This window comes from Fodinicola feengrottensis (assembly GCF_039530045.1).
GTDB lineage: Bacteria > Actinomycetota > Actinomycetes > Mycobacteriales > HKI-0501 > Fodinicola > Fodinicola feengrottensis.
In genome coordinates, this window is sequence record NZ_BAAANY010000058.1 from 1 (window position 1) to 16,993 (window position 16,993).

18 protein-coding genes are annotated in these 16,993 nt (G+C 65.1%); 7 read left to right on the top strand and 11 right to left on the bottom strand.

What is annotated here, in order from left to right:
* Positions 1–79 precede the first annotated feature (79 nt).
* Positions 80–976 (top strand): HNH endonuclease signature motif containing protein, encoded by an 897-nt coding sequence (locus tag ABD301_RS41890; RefSeq protein ID WP_163572155.1) that lies wholly within the window; start codon positions 80–82, stop codon positions 974–976.
* Between the two features lie 17 nt (positions 977–993).
* On the opposite strand, the gene ABD301_RS41895 is transcribed toward ABD301_RS41890, so the two are convergent.
* Positions 994–1,863: an SMP-30/gluconolactonase/LRE family protein gene (locus ABD301_RS41895; protein ID WP_344315565.1), complete on the bottom strand. Its 870-nt coding sequence runs from the start codon at positions 1,861–1,863 to the stop codon at positions 994–996.
* A gap of 32 nt (positions 1,864–1,895) precedes the next feature.
* Positions 1,896–2,909, bottom strand: coding sequence for an aldo/keto reductase (locus ABD301_RS41900; RefSeq protein ID WP_344315566.1), 1,014 nt, complete (start codon positions 2,907–2,909; stop codon positions 1,896–1,898).
* An 84-nt stretch (positions 2,910–2,993) separates the two neighbouring features.
* On the opposite strand from ABD301_RS41900, the gene ABD301_RS41905 reads away from it, so the two are divergent.
* Genes ABD301_RS41905 through ABD301_RS41915 form a run of 3 tightly spaced genes read left to right on the top strand, consistent with a single transcriptional unit; the run spans position 2,994 to position 5,045 of the window.
* On the top strand, positions 2,994–3,542 hold the full coding sequence (locus ABD301_RS41905; RefSeq protein WP_344315567.1) for a TetR/AcrR family transcriptional regulator: 549 nt from the start codon (positions 2,994–2,996) through the stop codon (positions 3,540–3,542).
* A 35-nt stretch (positions 3,543–3,577) separates the two neighbouring features.
* Positions 3,578–4,453, top strand: a complete 876-nt coding sequence (locus ABD301_RS41910; RefSeq protein WP_344315568.1) for an oxygenase MpaB family protein — start codon at positions 3,578–3,580, stop codon at positions 4,451–4,453.
* Entirely contained in the window at positions 4,437–5,045 is a 609-nt protein-coding gene (locus ABD301_RS41915; protein WP_163572150.1) for a TetR/AcrR family transcriptional regulator, read from the top strand. The genes ABD301_RS41910 and ABD301_RS41915 overlap by 17 nt, the downstream gene beginning before the upstream one ends.
* Here the strand turns inward: ABD301_RS41915 and ABD301_RS41920 are convergent.
* The 3 genes from ABD301_RS41920 to ABD301_RS41930 are packed head-to-tail and all read right to left on the bottom strand — an operon-like array spanning position 5,042 to position 6,902.
* Positions 5,042–6,367 carry a hypothetical protein gene (locus ABD301_RS41920; protein WP_344315570.1) on the bottom strand — a complete coding sequence of 442 codons (1,326 nt, stop codon included), beginning with the start codon at positions 6,365–6,367 and terminating at the stop codon, positions 5,042–5,044. The genes ABD301_RS41915 and ABD301_RS41920 overlap by 4 nt on opposite strands.
* Positions 6,367–6,702 (bottom strand): RNA polymerase sigma factor, encoded by a 336-nt coding sequence (locus ABD301_RS41925; protein WP_344315571.1) that lies wholly within the window; start codon positions 6,700–6,702, stop codon positions 6,367–6,369. Before ABD301_RS41925 ends, ABD301_RS41920 begins: the two co-directional genes overlap by 1 nt.
* Positions 6,675–6,902 carry a sigma factor gene (locus ABD301_RS41930; protein WP_163572147.1) on the bottom strand — a complete coding sequence of 76 codons (228 nt, stop codon included), beginning with the start codon at positions 6,900–6,902 and terminating at the stop codon, positions 6,675–6,677. Before ABD301_RS41930 ends, ABD301_RS41925 begins: the two co-directional genes overlap by 28 nt.
* An 81-nt stretch (positions 6,903–6,983) precedes the next feature.
* Between ABD301_RS41930 and ABD301_RS41935 the strand changes: the two genes are divergently transcribed.
* A complete protein-coding gene (locus ABD301_RS41935) occupies positions 6,984–7,916 on the top strand; it encodes a phytoene/squalene synthase family protein (protein ID WP_344315572.1) in 933 nt (310 codons plus the stop codon).
* Between the two features lie 24 nt (positions 7,917–7,940).
* On the opposite strand, the gene ABD301_RS41940 is transcribed toward ABD301_RS41935, so the two are convergent.
* Genes ABD301_RS41940 through ABD301_RS41955 form a run of 4 tightly spaced genes read right to left on the bottom strand, consistent with a single transcriptional unit; the run spans position 7,941 to position 12,712 of the window.
* On the bottom strand, positions 7,941–10,016 hold the full coding sequence (locus tag ABD301_RS41940) for an acetate--CoA ligase family protein (protein WP_344315573.1): 2,076 nt from the start codon (positions 10,014–10,016) through the stop codon (positions 7,941–7,943).
* Positions 10,013–10,396: a Zn-ribbon domain-containing OB-fold protein gene (locus ABD301_RS41945; RefSeq protein WP_344315574.1), complete on the bottom strand. Its 384-nt coding sequence runs from the start codon at positions 10,394–10,396 to the stop codon at positions 10,013–10,015. Before ABD301_RS41945 ends, ABD301_RS41940 begins: the two co-directional genes overlap by 4 nt.
* Before the next feature lie 4 nt (positions 10,397–10,400).
* Positions 10,401–11,543: an acetyl-CoA acetyltransferase gene (locus ABD301_RS41950; RefSeq protein WP_344315575.1), complete on the bottom strand. Its 1,143-nt coding sequence runs from the start codon at positions 11,541–11,543 to the stop codon at positions 10,401–10,403.
* On the bottom strand, positions 11,540–12,712 hold the full coding sequence (locus ABD301_RS41955) for an acyl-CoA dehydrogenase family protein (RefSeq protein WP_344315576.1): 1,173 nt from the start codon (positions 12,710–12,712) through the stop codon (positions 11,540–11,542). Before ABD301_RS41955 ends, ABD301_RS41950 begins: the two co-directional genes overlap by 4 nt.
* 178 nt (positions 12,713–12,890) lie before the next feature.
* Between ABD301_RS41955 and ABD301_RS41960 the strand changes: the two genes are divergently transcribed.
* Complete coding sequence (locus ABD301_RS41960) at positions 12,891–13,520, top strand: TetR/AcrR family transcriptional regulator (RefSeq protein WP_163572145.1); 630 nt, start codon at positions 12,891–12,893, stop codon at positions 13,518–13,520.
* 17 nt (positions 13,521–13,537) lie between these two features.
* Here the strand turns inward: ABD301_RS41960 and ABD301_RS41965 are convergent, their stop codons facing one another.
* Positions 13,538–14,545 (bottom strand): hypothetical protein, encoded by a 1,008-nt coding sequence (locus ABD301_RS41965; RefSeq protein WP_344315577.1) that lies wholly within the window; start codon positions 14,543–14,545, stop codon positions 13,538–13,540.
* 139 nt (positions 14,546–14,684) lie between these two features.
* On the opposite strand from ABD301_RS41965, the gene ABD301_RS41970 reads away from it, so the two are divergent.
* Entirely contained in the window at positions 14,685–16,151 is a 1,467-nt protein-coding gene (locus ABD301_RS41970; RefSeq protein ID WP_344315578.1) for a glycoside hydrolase, read from the top strand.
* On the opposite strand, the gene ABD301_RS41975 is transcribed toward ABD301_RS41970, so the two are convergent.
* On the bottom strand, positions 16,141–16,992 hold the full coding sequence (locus ABD301_RS41975; RefSeq protein WP_163572144.1) for a MaoC family dehydratase: 852 nt from the start codon (positions 16,990–16,992) through the stop codon (positions 16,141–16,143). The genes ABD301_RS41970 and ABD301_RS41975 overlap by 11 nt on opposite strands.
* Between the last annotated feature and the right edge of the window lies 1 nt (position 16,993).

The following is a 16,993-nucleotide window of genomic DNA, read 5'->3' on the forward strand; positions in this document are numbered from 1 at the left end:
GATATAATAAGACAAGTAAGCCAATCACCTCCGGCTTACACAGAAATCGTGACAGGCTCCGACGAAACTCGCGTCGATCATGTCCACCCTCAACGCGTACGCGCATTCCTGCCCGCCAGATGATCCGCGGTCGATGGACACCCGCCGAGCCGACGCGCTGCTAGATCTGATCACCGGCGGCAGCCTCGGCGACATCCCATCACCACCAGACGACAGCACCGACGCCGTGGATTCACCGGACCGCACGAGCGGCGGCGCCCAGAACAGTGACCCGACTATCGACGAGCCGGACAGTGACAACGCCAGCGAGATCGGTGCTGGCGGGTACGAGCCTTCCGCCGCACCAAGTTGTTCGTGCCAGGGCCGTGGCCGCAAACCCCGTGTTGACCTGCGAGTAGTAGTCCGCGCCGGCACCCTGATCGGCCTGGACAACCAGCCCGCTTTCCTGGCCGGATACGGCGCCATCCCGGCCAGCATGGCCCGCCGACTCGCCAAGGACTCCACCTGGCGACGGCTCCTCACCGACCCCAGCTCCAACAAGCTCACCGACGCCGGCCGCGCCCGCTACCGACCATCCACAGCACTACAGGAATACATCGAAGCCCGAGACGTCACCTGCCGCTGGCCCGGCTGCCGAAGGGCCGCCCAACGCTGCGACAAAGACCACTCCATCCCCTTCCCAGACGGGTGCACCTGCGAAGAAAACCTCGTTTGCCTTTGTCGTTACCACCACCGGCTCAAGACCCACTCCGGATGGAAAGTCAGACTCGACCCAGACGGCACATACACCGTCATGACCCCCACCGGACGCATCTACCTCACCGAACCACCACAACCAGGCGACGACACCGGTCCGCCCACCAGAAACCGGCCCCGCGGATCGATCTACCTGAACGACAAAGACGATCCCGACACCAGACCATTCAAAAAATCAAACCCACCACCGCCACCACCACCGGCCGAACCGCCGTTCTGATGTCGCGCCCCCAACAGCTAGCCGGCGAAAGGTTGGACTGGGAGGCCGCGGACGCCTACGTCGGCGACGAAGAGGGCGCCGGCCAGGGGCTGGGAGCCGGGTTCCAGGGCCAGTTGAGAAGTCGTGATGTAGAGCTGATCCAGGTCCGGGCCGCCGAAGGTGCAGGCGGTGATCTGGCTGGTGGGCAGCTCGATCACGCCGTCCAGCCGGCCGTCCGGCGCATAGCGGTGGACGGCCGAGCCGCCGAAAAGCGCCAGCCAGATATAGCCCTCGGAATCAACCGTCAACCCGTCAGGACCACCCGCTTCGACCGGCACCGACACAGTCGTACGGCGATTTGTCAGTCCTGAAGCCGAATAGTCGAAGGCGTCAATGCGATGAGTGGGAGTGTCCACATAGTACGCGGTGCCGCCGTCCGGGCTGAAGGCGAAACCATTCGAGATCGTGACACCCGCCAGGACGACGGTGACCGAGCCGTCCGGATCGAGCCGGTAGACCTTGCCGATCGGCGATTTTTCGTCGTACGGCATGCTTCCGCAATAGAAGCGGCCGTCCGGATCGCAGCCACCCTCGTTCATCCGGACGAGGTCCGAAGTCCAGATCTCGCCCAGAAACTTCGGCTCGGTGCCACCGCCGAAACCGTCGTCGCCCGCTGCCAGCAGGGAAAATCCGCGCTCGACGGCCAGCACGGCGCCGCCGTCAACCCGGGGCCGCAGGACCGCGGCCACCGGGCCGAAATTCCGTCGCCGGACCGAACCGTCGGCGGCCAACCAAAGCACATCCCCGACGAGCATGTCCACCCAGCGCAGGCCACCCCACCCGGGATGCCAGACCGGCCCCTCACCGTGCGCCGAGATCGGATCGGTGACCTGCACGGCCTCGCTCATCGGTATCGCCTTTCGTCCGGAGATACCAAATTCTATCGACTAGCATCCATTCCGTTGATCGGCGCGAGGGTGCCGGTAGCGGAAATCTCATCCAACCGTTCGACGATCTCAGCAGGCAGCTCAAGCTCGAAAGCAGTGAGGCTGCCCCGCAGGTGTTCGAGCGTACGCGGGCCGATGATCACCGAGGTCACGCCCGGCCGGCGCCGCAGCCAGGACAGCGAAACCGCGGCCGCGGTGGTGCCCAGTTCGGCGGCGATTTTTCCCACCTCTTGGACAATTCCCAGCGTACGTTCGTTGAGCAGCCCGTCGACCCAGGCTTTCGCCAGCTGGATGTGCGAGCCCCGCAGCTGGCTCATCCGGCTGCCCTCCGGCAGCTCGCTGACACTGCTATAGCGACCGCTGAGCACCCCGCCACCCAGCGGAGACCACAAAATCGCGCCAAGACCGTGCCGCTGCGCGGTCGGCAGGATGTCCGCTTCGATGCTGCGGGCGATCAGCGAATACTGGGGCTGCAGGCTGACGAACGGCGTTCCACCGATCCGCGCGGCAGCCCACTGCGCCTCGACGATCTGCGCCGCGGTGAAGTTCGAGCAACCGATATAGCGGACCTTGCCGGCGCGTACGAACCCATCCAGCGTGGCCATCGTCTCCTCGATCGGCGTCGCCGGATCCCATTGGTGGCACTGGTAAAGATCGACGTAGTCGGTGCCGAGCCGGCGCAGGCTGTCGTCCAGCGCCTTGGTCAGGTGGACCCGCGACAGACCTCGGTCGTTCGGACCAGGCCCCTGCGGCATGAACCCTTTGGTGGCCAACAACACCGACGAACGGCGGTTCTTGACGATCCGGCCGACGATTTCCTCGGACTCGCCTTCGGAATACATGTTGGCGATGTCGATGATGTTGCCGCCAGCCTCCAGGTAGGCGTCGACGATCCGCGTCGCCTCGGCCTCGTCGCACGTGGCGATCCGCGACGAACCGAAGTTCATGGCGCCCAGGCAAACTTGCGAAACCTGCAGGCCAGAGCGGCCAAGCGTGGCGTATTCCATGTCCCGTCCTCCAGACGTATGATCGGAACAAGTGTTCCGCTTTCAACCATACGGAACAGATGTTCCGGTTGTCAAAGGAGACGCATGCGTACGGACGCCCAGCGCAACCGAGCCAAGGTGCTCGCCGCCGCCGAGGTGGTGCTCGCCCGGGACGGCACGGCCGGATCGATGCGCGCGGTCGCACAGGAGGCCGGCGTCGGGCTTGGCACGATCTACCGGCACTTCCCGACCCAGGAGGCGCTTTATCAGGCGATCGTCAGCGAACGTACGCGCGACCTGATCGATGAGGCTGAGCCGCTCATGAGCGCCACCGACAGCGCCGCCGCATTCTTTGACTTCTTCGCCCGGATCATCAAGCACAGCGCCGAAAAGAAGGCGCTCTATGAGGTGATCAGGGCCGCCGGCCTCGACCCGACAGTCGACATGGACCACGTCGTACGGGACATGCGAAACGCGATCGAGAAGCTGCTGACCCGCGCCCAGGAAGCCGGCACCATCCGGCAGAGCCTGCGGATACCGGAGGTGTTCGCGCTGATGACCGCCACCGCGAGAGGTGCCGAGAGCGACTCATGGAACGACGAGCTGCGCAGTCGTACGCTCGCGGTCATATTCGACGGGATGAGACAAGTATGACATAGTCGTCTCATTGTCTCGGCCGGGAGGTTCGCATGAGCGTGCAGTCACTGGCTCCGTCATTGCTCGGTCCACACTCGCTGAGCTGGCGTTATGCCGGGGACCAGCGGATGATCCTGATCGGTCCGTGGGTCGGCCTGGTACAGCTGTCACTGCCGGGCCTCGGCGCCGGCGTCGAGCAACATTCGGCTTTCTACACCGAGCCGTGGGACCGGTTCCTGCGCTCGGTACCGCAGATCGCCGGCGTCGTTTACGACGGCCCCGAGGCGATGGCGACCGGGCACGGCATCCGCGACCTCCACCACGACATCAAAGGTGTGGACAGCGAAGGCCGCCGCTATCACGCGCTCGACCCGGACGTTTTCTACTGGGCACACGCAACAATGAGCGAAGCCGTCATAAAAATGCTTGACCTGCTTGACCATCCGAGCACGCCGACAGAAAAGGCGTTGCTTTTCAAGGAACAGCAGGTCGTCTATGCCAGGTACGGGGTGAGCGACCGGCCGGCACCGGCCGACCGGGCCGGCTTCGAGAACTATCTTGAGCACACCTATGCACACGTCCTGGAAAAGACGCCCGCGGTCGAGGCTTTTGTAGAGATGGCACAGAAACCCGCCAGCATGCGGCAACCATGGATCCCGCAACCGCTGTGGCGGGTCATCTCACCGATCGTCAGCAACCCGATGTGGTTGCTTGGCGTGGGCCTGCTGGCGCCGTCCACCAGGGAGACGCTCGGACTCCGTTGGACCGATCGTGACCAGCGCAAACTCGTACGACTAGGGGCCGCGATCCGGCACGCCTGGCCGCTGGTGCCGCGCCGGCTCGGGTACATGCCGCGGGCCAAGGCGGCGTTCCGACGAGAGGGCTGGCCGGCACGGCGGTACCGTGGGGTCGATGGTCACATCGTTTGAGGCACTGCTGCCCGAACCGCAGGTTGACGAGGTCAGCGTGCGGATCCTCGACGCGGCCCTCGCCGAATACCTCGACCACGGTCTGCGCCGGACCAGCGTCGACGAGGTGGCCCGGCGGGCAGGCCTGGGCCGGGCCACTCTCTACCGCCGGTTCGCCAGCCGTGACGAGCTCGTTCAGGCCGTGCTCGTACGCGAATCCCGCCGGTTTTTCGCCGCCATCAACGACGCGGTGGAATCACTGCCCACCATCGCCGAACGACTGGTCGAAGGTTTCGTGGTGGGCCTTCGTACGGCCCGGGAGCAGCCGCTGCTCGGCCGCCTACTGCAGAGCGAGCCGGAGTTTTTGCTGCCGTTCCTGACGATCCACGGCGGCCCGGCAATCGCGATCGCCCGCCAGTTCATGGCCGACCAATATCGCCGGTCGCCGGAATATCGCGCCAACACCGAGGTTGACCCGGACGAGTTCGCGGAAATCCTGGTACGGCTGTCCATGTCGCTCGTCCTTACGCCACAAACCTGCCTGCCGCTGGAGACGGACGACGACGTGCGAGCCACCGCCCGCCGATATTTCCTCCCACTGCTGAAGAGCTAGGAACGCGTGGAGTGGGGCGGCACCAGGGCTGGGGTCCAGTGGACGCCGTCGGACGAGGTCCAAGCTCCCTTTCGGGGATCTCGCGCAACCAGGCTGGCGCTGCCGGTCATCCGGTTAACCGTGCCCAACTGGCTCACTCCCGACACCTGAGTGAAGGTGCGGCCAGAATCCGTGCTGACGATCAGCCGCGGGTTGTCACCGTTTGCGTTCACATTCTGCTCACCGACCAATGATCCGGTGGCCGTCGCCGTGGGACAGGTGCCAAGGTTCTGGGGCAGTTGGATCACAGTGGTCGACCAAGTCTTCCCACCGTCGTGGGTAATCACCAGACCAGACTCCTTTCCATTGCTGGCGGCGGTGTAACCGTACGCATAGCCGGTCTTGCCGTCATAGCTGTCGATCAGTTGGCCACAGCCGCCCGCCCCCGGACCGCCCCGCTCGATCAGGCCCGGAACCGCAGCGGAATCCCAGGTGACGCCACGGTCGTGGCTGACCTGCAACACGAAGGCGCCGTTCGCACCGACGCACTCCAGCCACACTGACTCGTCCGCGGCCTCGGTGACACCCATACATCGGGTGGCGACCTGCGGCTGGTGAACGAGTGGGTGCAGGGCACCTCCGGCGGCGGGATCAGAGCCGAACACCTTGCCGCCCGATGTCTGCGCCGACCAACCGGGCGCAAGCTTCTCGATCGGCCGGCCGGTGGTTCCCGGGAGCCCGCTGGGACGCCAGGTTTGCCCACCATCCTGGCTGATCAGCTGGCCCAACTGACCGACGTTGGCCTCCCACGTCTTCCCGCCATCGACGCTGACCTGCTTGCCGTCTTGACTCACTTTCGCAGTTCCGGAGGGTGGACCGCTCGCCGACACTACGAGCGAGTCACTCTGGTCGACATACAACACGGGCACGTTTCGGGTCGGCATCGACGGCGGCAGCTGCCATGCCTGCCAGGTCGCACCGGTGTCCTGGGTACGAGCCACCGCGTATTTGCCGTTGGCGGTTTTGATCAGCGCGTACGAACGTTTCCCGTCCACCGGCTGCGAATCCAGCAGCTGCGACTTCCCTGACAGTGACACTGGCGGGCCGTGCAACGGGCCAGTGATCGCTTTCGGCCCGGCCGGGGTGGCGGTCGGATGCGGCGCGATGACCTGGGTGGCTACCAACACGGCAACGCCGATGGCGGCAACCGAAGCCGTACCTATCGCGGCTTTGCGACCAAAACGCCGGCGATTGCCGCGCCGATGGATCTGGCTCAGATCCGGATCCACCAACAGTTCGTGAATGCGCTCGCGGGTCTGCGCATAATCCGTCGAGTCAATCATTATTCTTTCCCTACCTTCGAAAGGTCAGCTGCTCGGTCACCAAGAATCTCCGCCAATGCGGCCCGCCCACGGGCCAGCCGAGATTTGACAGTGCCAACCGACACCCGCATACATTCCGCGATTTCGGCCACCGGCAGATCAGCGATGTAATGCAGGGCGATGGTCTCGGCCTGATTCCGCGGCAGTTTGCCGATAGCCTCCATCACCACCACCCGGTCCGGGGATGTCTCGACCATCACCGGATGTGGATCCGCGGATTTGCGCAGCAGCAAGGCATACCGCTTGGCTCGTCGCCATTTGCTGACCGCTATGTTGCGGCCACCGCCCGCAACCATGCCTCCGGACTCGCCACCGCCAGCAACCGCTCACGATATGTGACGGCTGCCACAAAGGCGTCCGCCACGATGTCCTGGGCCTCGACGAAATCACCGGTCACCGCGTACATGCTGACTACCAGCCGCCGATAGGTGGCGCGAAAAATCTCGTCCAACTCGGCGTCCACCGACCGCCGGTCCTTCTTCACGCGCGCCTCCATCCACTGCCTCCGCCACCACCGTCACACAGATGTCGCACGCCGGCCCGGTGAGGTTCCCGGTGACGCCAGTACGCTCGAAGGATGACCGAAGGGGGCGGGCCGAAACGGCGCCATGCGCGCTGGCTGGACGCGGCCGGCATTGCCGATCCGCGACTGCGGGCATCGTACGAGCGGTGCCGGCGGCTGCACGCGGACTTCGGGCGTACGTACTATCTGGCGACTTTGCTGCTGCCGCCGGCCAAGCGGCCATACGTCCACAGTCTTTACGGTTTCGCCAGATATGCCGACGAAATTGTCGACAACGGTGACCCCGCGACAAGAGAAGACGAGCTCATTACCTGGAGTGAGCGGGTGCTCTCCGATCTCGACGCCGGCGACACCACCGACCCGATCTGCCAGGCGCTGCTGCATACCGTCCGGACCTGGGACATTCCGGTCGGGCACCTCAAGGCCTTCCTCGCGTCGATGCGAATGGACCTCACGGTCACCCAATACCCGACGTACGCGGACCTGCAGGCCTATATGTACGGCTCAGCCGCGGTGATCGGACTGCAGATGACCCCGATCCTGGAGCCGCTGACTGAGGAGGCCTATCCGCGTGCGCACGCGCTCGGTGAGGCTTTCCAGTTGACCAACTTTCTCCGCGATATCGCCGAAGACCTGGACCGCGGTCGGCTCTACTTGCCGCTGGAGGACCTGGAGAAGTGTGGTTTGTCGCGCTCGGACCTGGAAAAACGGGTGGTCACCGACCCGATCCGGGAGCTGCTGGCGAACGAGATTGCCCGCACCCGGGAAATCTACGCGTACGCGGCCGGTGGCGTGCCGATGCTGGCGCCCTCCAGCCGCGAGTGCATCGGCACCGCTTTGGTGCTCTACCGCGGAATTCTCGACGAAATCGAGAAGGCCGACTACCAGATCTTCGACCGCCGAGTCTCCGTCAGCCTGTCCCGCCGGCTGGCCACCGCCGCCGGTGCGTACGCCCGCTCACTCAGCGGCCGGTCTGGCCGTCGATGAGCTCACGGAGGAGGTCTGCGTGGCTTACGTCCGCCAGGTGACCAATGCGTCGAGCGCCTCGACCCGGGAGCCACGAACCAGCAGCGGATTGATTTCCAGTGACTCCAGCCGATCGCCGAGGCCGACCGCCAGTTGGCCCACCCGCGCAACGACATCCGCGACCACGTCCAGGTCGGCCGTCTCGCTGCCACGGGCGCCGCGGAGCAGGTCGATGCCGCGAAGTTCGGTCAGTGCCCGCAAAGCCTGCGCCTTGTCCACCGGCAGCAGCCGCAGCGCCGAGTCTCGCAGCACCTCAACCCAGATCCCGCCGAGCGCGACCGCCATGGTCAGGCCCCAGGACGGGTCGCGTACGACGCCCACGAGCAACTCCACCCCGCCACTGCGTTGCGGTTGGACGAGCACGCCGTCGGCTTTGGTTTTGTCCATCACGTCAACGAAAGCCGAGCGCACTTCGGCCTCGTTGGCCAACCCGAGCCGGACGCCACCAATGTCACTCTTGTGGCCGAGGCCGGCGGCAGCCGCTTTGAGCACCACTGGATAGCCGTACGCGTCGGCCGCCGCCGCCGCGGTGTCCACATCGGACGCGAAGGTGGACGGAACAACCGGAATGCCGTTCGCGGTCAACAAGGCGGCGGCTTCCCGCTCCGCCCACAGGCCGACCGTTTCCCCTTCGACCAGCGCTTCCGGGCCGGTCTCGGGCTCCGGCGAAACGTGCGATTCGGACCAGCGTACGGCCGCGCCGAGAGCTGTCAGGCCGTGCTCGATGCCGCCGGCGACATAGGGAAATCCACTGGCGGCGGCGATTTCGCGGCCGAATTCGGTGATATCGGTGAGCGCGTTGCTGACCACCACCACCGGCTTGCCGGCGGCTTGGATCCGTTTCGCGGTCTGCCCGAACGCCTCCACGAAAATCGACGGGTCCGGCGGCCGAACCCGTGGCAACTCGGTCAGCAACACGATGATGTCAATACCCGGGTCATCGGCGACGATTTCCATCGCGCGACCCAAAAGTGTCCGGTCGACGACGACGTAACCGGTCACGTCGAGCGGATTCGCGACCGTACCGAACTTCGGCATGATCTCGGTCAACCGGCGGACGGTTTCCGGTGCGTACGCAGGGATCTGGAGTCCTTCGTCGTCGGCCCGGTCGGCGATGATTTCCGAGCCGCCGCCAGACGGTGTGACCACGCCGAGCCGGCGGCCCGGCAATGAGCCAACACTCGCCAACAGCCCCGCGGTGATGATGAGGTCCTCCAGCGACCGCACCCGGACCACACCCAGTTGCCGGAAGGCCGCGCTGACCACGTCGTCGTCCCCGACCAGCGCACCGGTGTGTGCCCGCGCGGTCTGCGAAGCCAGCTGACTGGAGCCGATCTTCATTGCCACGATGGGCTTTCCGGCCGCCCAAGCCTTGCGGGCCACCGCCGCGAACTCAGCCGGATGGCGTACGGATTCCAGGAAAAGCGCGATCACCTTGGTCGCCGGGTCGTCGACCAAATAGTCGACGACATCGGTCACCGACACCATCGCCTCGTTGCCCATCGCGGTCAGCAGGCTGAGGCCAAGGTTCCTGGCTTGCGCAAAGGAAAGCACCGCGCTCGCGAGCGCGCCGCTCTGCAGCACCACGCCCACCGGACCACTCAACAGGGGCGCCGGGATCGGCAGCCCGTACGGCGTGATGCCGGCGGCCGCGTTGATGAAGCCATTGCCGTTCGGGCCGAGGATCGTCAGACCTTCTCGCTCCGCCAGCGCGGTCAGCGATTCCTGCAGCCTTTCACCTTCCGGCCCGGTCTCACCGAAACCAGCGGTGAGCACGACGTAATTCCTGATGCCCAGCCGGGCGCCCTCTTCCAGGATCGCGAGGACTGCCGCGGTCGGCACCATCACGTACGCGAGATCGACCGGCGCGCCAATCGCCGACAGGCTGGCAAAAGCCGGCACGCCGTGGACGATTTCCGAACGTGGGTTGACAAGATAGACCGGCCCACCGAAGGAGTGTTCGATGAGGTTGTTGTACGTGTTCAGCGACCACCCCGATTTGTCGGTGGCGCCGACCAGCGCGATGGACCGGGGATTAAAGAGCGGACCGACCGCGCTCATGCCACCGGCGCAAAACAGGGAAGCTCGGGTGAGTCGGCGTCGAGCCGGGTGATTTCCAGCTGGACCCGATCTCCAATAGAGACTGTTCCACCGACAATGCGGGTGAGCATTCTGGCCCCCTCATCCAAATCCACCAATGCCACCGTGAACGGCGCCTGCGCGGCGAACTCTCCGAAACCGCGATGCGCCACCGTGTACGAGTAAACCGTGCCGAGGCCTTTCGCGACAGTCCATACAAGGCGGTCGCTGTGGCAGTGCGTACAAAGGGCACGCGGGTAGAAGACCGCCTGATCGCAGGCTTCGCAGCGCTGGATGCGCAGCTCGCCGGCCGCGATGCCGTCCCAGAACTCCTTGCTTTCGGCGTCTACGGTGATCTCCATCGGCTCAGCCCCTTCCCAGCACGACGGTCGAAGTGGACGACAGCACCCCGCCGGTGCCATGGACCAGCGCGAGCTCGGCGTCCTTTACCTGACGTTCGCCGGTGAAGTCGCCGCGCAGCTGCCGGGTGGCCTCGATCAGCAGGAAAATCCCGTACATGCCCGGATGCGTGTACGACAACCCGCCGCCGTTGGTGTTCATCGGGAATTCGCCACCAGGCCGCGTTCGGACCGCGCGAGCGAAATCGCCGGCCTCCCCCGGTTTACAGAATCCCAACGATTCCAACGTCAAAAGCACCGTGATGGTAAAGGAATCGTAGATCTCCACCACGTCGAAGTCGGCGTGCGTGACGCCAGCCATCCGCAGCGCCGCCGGCCCGGATTTCGCCGCACCCGTCACGGTCAGGTCGGGCATTTGCGCGATGCCCTGGTGCGTCGTGGTTTCGCCGTGTCCAAGCACCACCACCGGCCGGGTGGCAACATCTGGCCAGCGGTCCTGCGCGGCCACCACCACAGCGCCACCTCCGTCGGTGACCAGGCAGCAGTCGAGCTTGTGCAACGGCTCGCAAATCAAGTCCGACGCGAGCACGTCTTCGACGGTGATCGGATCGCGGTAGTACGCCTTGGGGTTGAGACCGGCCCAGGCGCGGGCACTGACCGCCACCTCGGCGAGTTGCTCGCTGGTCACGCCGTACTCGTACATATAGCGGTTCGCCGCCAGCGCGTACGCACCAACGGGTGTGGGCAGCCCAAAAGGCCGCTCGTACTGCTCCAGGAGCGAGGCCGCGCGCGGCAGGTTGCGGGAGCGGTCCGTCCTTTGGGTGCTGCCGTACGTGATCAGGGCGACGTCGATCAGGCCAGCCTCGATCGCCGCGGTCGCATGTCCGAGGTGGGCTTCGAAAGACGAGCCACCAATGTTCGTACCGTCCAGATATTTCGGCTGCAGGCCGAGATATTCGGCCAGCGCCAGTGGCGGGGACCAGGATCCCGCGCCGGCCACGAAAAGGCCTTCCACGTCACCGAACCCGAGGCCGGCCTCCGCGAGCGCGGCGGCGCTCGCCTGAGCCTGCTGGGAAAACACCGTCAAGTGCGGTGTTTTTCCCAGCTCCGACTCGGCGACCCCGACAATGCCGGCCCGCCGCCGGCTCATTCCCCGATCCCGCCCAGCTGCGCGTGGCCCTTGATGAGGTTGCGGGCGATTGTCCGGCGCTGGATCTCGTCGGTGCCCTCGAAAATCCGGAGCAACCGAAGTTCGCGATACCAACGCTCGATCGGCAACTCCTTGGTGTAGCCCATGCCGCCGTGGATCTGCAGCACCCGGTCCACCACCTGGTTGGCCATTAGGCCACCCTGCAGCTTGGAAATGGAGGACGCCTGCCGAGAATCCAGGCCGGCCTGCACCCGCCAGGCCGCGTAGAGAGTGAGCCATTTCGCCGACTCGATCTCCACCGCCGAGTCCGCGATCTGCCACTGGATCGCCTGGTAATCGGCGATGAAGTTGCCCATCGACTTGCGGATTTTGGCGTAGTCGATGGCCATTTGCAGCATCCGCTCGGCGGATCCGATGGCCCGCGCCGGAATCATGTAGCGACCCTGGCCGATCCATTTCATCGCCAGTTCGAAACCGCGGCCGACCTCGCCGAGAATGTTCTCCTCCGGCACCCGTACGTCTTCGAAGACCAGCGCGGCCGGACCCCACTCGCCCATCGTCGGAATCGGTTCGGATTTCCAGCCCATGTCCCGGTCGACCAGGAAACACGTCACTCCGCCGGCCGCCCCCAACTCCGGGTTGTTGACCGCGAAAACCATCGTGAAATCGGCCTCGTTGCCGTTGGTGATGAAGGTCTTCTCGCCGTTGATGATCCAGTCGCTGCCGTCTTTGACCGCACGCGTACGAATCGCGCGGGCATCCGAACCGGCGCCGGGCTCGGTGATCGCGAAACACGACCGCCGTTCGCCCTCGATGGTCGGGATCAGATAACGCTGTTTCTGCTCTTCGGTGCCGGCATAGAGAATGTTGTCCGCATAGCCGCCAAAACCGAACGGCACGAACGTCCGGCCGGTCTCCATCGCGATGATCACCGACATCACCGGACCGAGGTCCATGCCGCCGTACGCCTCGGGCGTGTTGACGCCCCAGAAACCGGACTTGCGAGCCTTGAGCTGCAACTCCCGGACCGCCCCCGGCTCCAGGCCGGGGCGGCCGGCGCGCTCGTTGCGCAGCACCTCCGGCTCCAGCGGCATGACCTCCTTCGTGATGAAGGAGCGGACCGTGTCGCGGATCTGACGCTCGGTGTCGCTGAGGGAGAAGTCGACCATCGCCGGATGTCCTCTCTTGCGGGCACGTACCCGATTTCTAGAACGGCCCTCTAGTAATGAAGTCGAGCGTGCCCCCCGTGCGATAAGCTGTCAAGTCCGCTCGTACGCCCCGGCGGGGTGGGAACTGTCACCAGGCCGGGGCGAGACAGATCCTAGAATGACGCTCTAGAATAAGCCGATGGTGCGCAAGCCGACCGGGAAGCCCGGCTCGAACGCCTGGCAGTGGAGCCGGACCGCGGAAACCCGCCGTGGCCTGCTGGAGGCTGCTCGGGCGGTCTTCGTCGAGCGCGGTTTCGCCGAGGCCAGCGTGGCCGACGTGGTGGAGCGGGCGAGTTCCAGCGTCGGCAGCCTCTATCACCATTTCGGCGGCAAGACCGAGCTTTTCCTGGCGCTGTGGGAAGATCACCACGCGACGCAGGAACAGAAGGCCATCACCGCGGTCGCGAAAGCGCGTACGGACGGCGAGGAGGACCCGCTCGTCCTGTTCATCGCCGGCGCGCGGGCCTTCCTGGAGGGCGCGTGGCAGCATCGCGACCTCGCCCGCCTTTTCATGGACGGCGACGGCCCGCCCGGCTTCGCGCTGATCCGGCGAGCCAGCAACCGGGAGTGGATTCGACAGAACGCGGTGTTGTTGGAAGCCGGCACCGACCCGGTCGAGCGGATGACTGTCTCCATCCTGACCAGCATCATCGGCGAGGCCAGCCGAGAGGTCGCGACCTGCGCGAGCAAGCGCGAGGCGAACCGTATTACCGAGGCGACCGTACGGCTGATCCGCCGACTGGATCCGTTGCGGGACACCGATGGCTGACCGCGCCCGCGGGTGAACTAATAGGTCTTGTAGTAAATGAGCTCTCCGGACTCACCAGCGGCCGCGCCTTCGCCGGGTAGGAAGAGGGTGACCACCACCGCTCGCTGACCGTTGGGCGCTTTCAGCGCGGTGAGAGTCGGGTTGGCGAACGCCGTACTGCCGCCGTCGGTGTGGATGGACGTACGGTCGGCGTTGCCGGTTTGGTAGTCGTAGAGGAAAGTCCGCCAGGACCCGAAGTCCCCCTTGGTGTATTGACCTTCAATGAGCCCGAAACTGTAGCCGCCAAAGGGGGCCTGGTCTCGGTCGCCAATGTTTCCGCCCACTCCCCAGTAAAGCAGTGCGTTGTCAAAATTTGGTTGGGCAGCGGTGTTCCAGGAACTGAAGTTGGTCAGCTTGCCGCGCTGCTGGCGGTCGCGATCGCAGTTCCACCAGTAGTGCCCGCCGATGTCGATCGTGGAGTGGTCGATGTCCGGGGAGAGCGTGATCGAGTAGATGTTCGGGGTTCCCTCCGCGCAGGACGACAACCGCCGGGGCGCATCGTACGAGCGGGAGACCTTGCCGGCGAACAGGTCGGCTTTGTTGGCGAAGTACCGAAAAGCCAGATGGTTGTTGCCACCACCGGGGTTTTCCTGTTCCCAGGCCATCACGAAACCGCCGTTGGATGCCTGCGCGATGGTCGGCTGCGAGGCCGGGCCGGTGTTGCTGCCAGCCAACTCTCGCACCCAGTGCCAGGTGAGCAGGTCGGTCGAGGTGGCCAGATTCACCCGGAAGTGGTTGTCGCCGCTATAAAGGAAATGCGACACGGCAAGGTAGGCGCCGGTGTTGTCCTGAATAATCTTTACCGTGTCCATCGTGTGGCCGGCGTCGTCGTGGACGGCGTAGCGGCGGCCGGTCGCCTGGGTGACGTTTTCGACGATCCCCCGCAGCTGGGCCCTGGTCGGATCGGACGGCGCGCCAGCCGCTTGGGCCGGCAGCGGCGACATGATCAGTAAAGCGACGAACGCGGCGGCAAGTTTCGCGAACATAAGATCCTCCTCCGGGACGCCAGGGACCGTATCACCCGATTTCGGTTTCGGTAAGAGGCCAGAATCGGCATTTGTACGTCCGTTGTATGTGCCTTGGGCATGCTGTACGAAGGTCTGCCCCCGACTCGGAGGTATCGCGATGCGCCGTCGAAACCTGCTCGCGGCCGCCCTTGCTGGCGCCGCCAGCTCAGCACTGATCCCGGCGGCGGCCCATGCGGACTACACGACCGTCGTCGATCCGGCCACCACGTGGGGCACCTGGGAGGGCTGGGGCACTTCGCTGTGCTGGTGGGGCAAGGCGTACGGGAACCGCGACGACGTGGCGGACATCGCGTTCACCCGCAATACCGTCCCGTACAACGGCTTGCAGCTGCCAGGGCTCGGCTTGAATATCGTCCGCTACAACGCCGGCGGCGGGACGACAAAACCCATCAACGGCGACAGCATGGTCGTGTCGCCGAACATCCAGCCCAGCCGGCAAATGGACGGCTACTGGCTGGACTGGTTCAGCTCGGATCCGAGTTCGGCGAGCTGGGACTGGTACGCCGACTCAGCTCAGCGCAACCTGATGTGGAAGGCCCGCGATCGCGGCGCGAACATTTTCGAACTCTTCTCCAACTCGCCGATGTGGTGGATGTGCACCAACCACAATCCGTCCGGAAACGCCGACGGAACCAAGGACAACCTGCAGTCCTGGAATTACCAGCAACACGCGGTGTATTTGGCCACGATCGCGAAATACACCCATGACCACTGGGGCTTGAACTTCCATTCGGTTGACGCCTTCAACGAGCCGTCGTCGGCCTGGTGGACCGCTGCCGGCACCCAGGAAGGGTGCCATTTCGATGTTTCCACTCAGAAAGCCGTCATCAACTACCTACGCTCCGAGCTGAACGCTCGCGGCCTCGGGGACGTGCTGGTGGCCGCCTCCGACGAAACCAGCTACGACCTCGCCCGCAGCACCTGGGCGGGCCTGGACGCCACCACCAAATCCCAGGTCAGCAAGGTCAACGTGCACGGCTATCAGTACGGCGGCGGCCGTCGCGACCTGCTTTACAACGCCGTACACGCGGACGGCAAGGTCCTGTGGAACTCCGAATATGGTGAGGGTGACGCCAGCGGCCTTTCGTTGACGAGCAACCTCAACCTCGATTTCCGCTGGCTGCACCCCACCGCCTGGGTTTACTGGCAGGCTTTCGACGGTGGCGGTTGGGGACTCATCCAGGCCGACGAGGGCGCCGGCACCACTGGCGCGGTCAACCCGAAATACTATGTGCTCGCCCAGTTCTGCCGGCATATCCGGCCCGGCATGCGGATCATCGACGGCGGCGAAGCGAACACGGTCGCCGCGTACGACTCGACCGCCCACCGGCTGGTGATCGTCACGACAAACTACGGCACCGCCCAGTGGATCAACTACGACCTGTCCAAGTTCGGCTCCGTGCAAGGAGACAACGGCGCCGTCCGCCGGTGGGCCACCGACACCAGCGGGACCGGTGACAAATACACCTTCCATGCCGACACGAACCTGAGCGGCAAACGCTTTTGGTCGGACTTCTCCGCCAACACCGTGCAGACGTTCGAAATCGACAACGTCACCCTTTAAGGACCCGGGCCCGGCCGTTGTCAATAACGATGGTGCCGTCGTCTTTGCTCGTACGAAAAAGGGCGCTGTCGCCGTCCTGCCAGATCGAGACTGTCAGGGACTCGCCGGGAAAGACCGGTTTGGTGAACCGAGCCGACATGCCGCCAAAACGTGCCGCATCCGAGCCACAGAGCGCGTGCAGCAGGGCGCGGCCGGTGATGCCGTACGTGCAGAGGCCGTGCAGGATCGGCCGGTCAAACCGTGCCCTGGCCGCGAAAGTCGGGTCGGAGTGCAGCGGGTTGCGATCGCCGGACAGCCGGTAGATCAGCGCCTGCTCCGGCCGGGTGGCGTAGGTGATCTCGTGGTCCGGGCCGCGATCGGGCAGCGCCCAGTCGTCTTTCGGCCCGCGGTCGCCACCAAAACCACCTTCGCCGCGAATGAACACGGACGTACGCGTGGTGATCACCGGTTCGCCGCTGGCCGGATCGACCGCTTTCGCTTCGCTGACCACCAGACCAGCCGAGCCTTTGTCGTACATGCCGGTGATTTTCGACGTCGTACGCACCGTCCCGGCCGCCGGCAGCGGGCGGTGCAGATCAAAAGCCTGCTCGGCGTGCACCAGCATCGCCGGGTCGAAGTCCCCGATCCGGCCGCTGCCAGCCGACTGCGCGAGCAGCACCGCATACGTCGGGAAGACAGCCTGCTCGACGCCGGCCGAGTTTTCGGTGGTGAAAGCCAACTCCTGGGCGGGGTCCGCCAGGCCGGCGCCGATCCCCAGCGCGTAGAGAAGCGAGTCCTTCGAGGTCCAGGACCGCTCGACCGGCTCGGACTCGACACCAACTATGTCCAGATTGAGCGCCACG

Bases quoted from the DNA above. Each gene is read 5' to 3' on its own strand.
- ABD301_RS41890 (WP_163572155.1), top strand. From the start codon at position 80: ATGTCCACCCTCAACGCGTACGCGCATTCCTGCCCGCCAGATGATCCG.
- ABD301_RS41895 (WP_344315565.1), bottom strand. From the start codon at position 1,863: ATGAGCGAGGCCGTGCAGGTCACCGATCCGATCTCGGCGCACGGTGAG.
- ABD301_RS41900 (WP_344315566.1), bottom strand. From the start codon at position 2,909: ATGGAATACGCCACGCTTGGCCGCTCTGGCCTGCAGGTTTCGCAAGTT.
- ABD301_RS41905 (WP_344315567.1), top strand. From the start codon at position 2,994: ATGCGTACGGACGCCCAGCGCAACCGAGCCAAGGTGCTCGCCGCCGCC.
- ABD301_RS41910 (WP_344315568.1), top strand. From the start codon at position 3,578: ATGAGCGTGCAGTCACTGGCTCCGTCATTGCTCGGTCCACACTCGCTG.
- ABD301_RS41915 (WP_163572150.1), top strand. From the start codon at position 4,437: ATGGTCACATCGTTTGAGGCACTGCTGCCCGAACCGCAGGTTGACGAG.
- ABD301_RS41920 (WP_344315570.1), bottom strand. From the start codon at position 6,367: ATGATTGACTCGACGGATTATGCGCAGACCCGCGAGCGCATTCACGAA.
- ABD301_RS41925 (WP_344315571.1), bottom strand. From the start codon at position 6,702: ATGGTTGCGGGCGGTGGCCGCAACATAGCGGTCAGCAAATGGCGACGA.
- ABD301_RS41930 (WP_163572147.1), bottom strand. From the start codon at position 6,902: ATGGAGGCGCGCGTGAAGAAGGACCGGCGGTCGGTGGACGCCGAGTTG.
- ABD301_RS41935 (WP_344315572.1), top strand. From the start codon at position 6,984: ATGACCGAAGGGGGCGGGCCGAAACGGCGCCATGCGCGCTGGCTGGAC.
- ABD301_RS41940 (WP_344315573.1), bottom strand. From the start codon at position 10,016: ATGAGCGCGGTCGGTCCGCTCTTTAATCCCCGGTCCATCGCGCTGGTC.
- ABD301_RS41945 (WP_344315574.1), bottom strand. From the start codon at position 10,396: ATGGAGATCACCGTAGACGCCGAAAGCAAGGAGTTCTGGGACGGCATC.
- ABD301_RS41950 (WP_344315575.1), bottom strand. From the start codon at position 11,543: ATGAGCCGGCGGCGGGCCGGCATTGTCGGGGTCGCCGAGTCGGAGCTG.
- ABD301_RS41955 (WP_344315576.1), bottom strand. From the start codon at position 12,712: ATGGTCGACTTCTCCCTCAGCGACACCGAGCGTCAGATCCGCGACACG.
- ABD301_RS41960 (WP_163572145.1), top strand. From the start codon at position 12,891: ATGGTGCGCAAGCCGACCGGGAAGCCCGGCTCGAACGCCTGGCAGTGG.
- ABD301_RS41965 (WP_344315577.1), bottom strand. From the start codon at position 14,545: ATGTTCGCGAAACTTGCCGCCGCGTTCGTCGCTTTACTGATCATGTCG.
- ABD301_RS41970 (WP_344315578.1), top strand. From the start codon at position 14,685: ATGCGCCGTCGAAACCTGCTCGCGGCCGCCCTTGCTGGCGCCGCCAGC.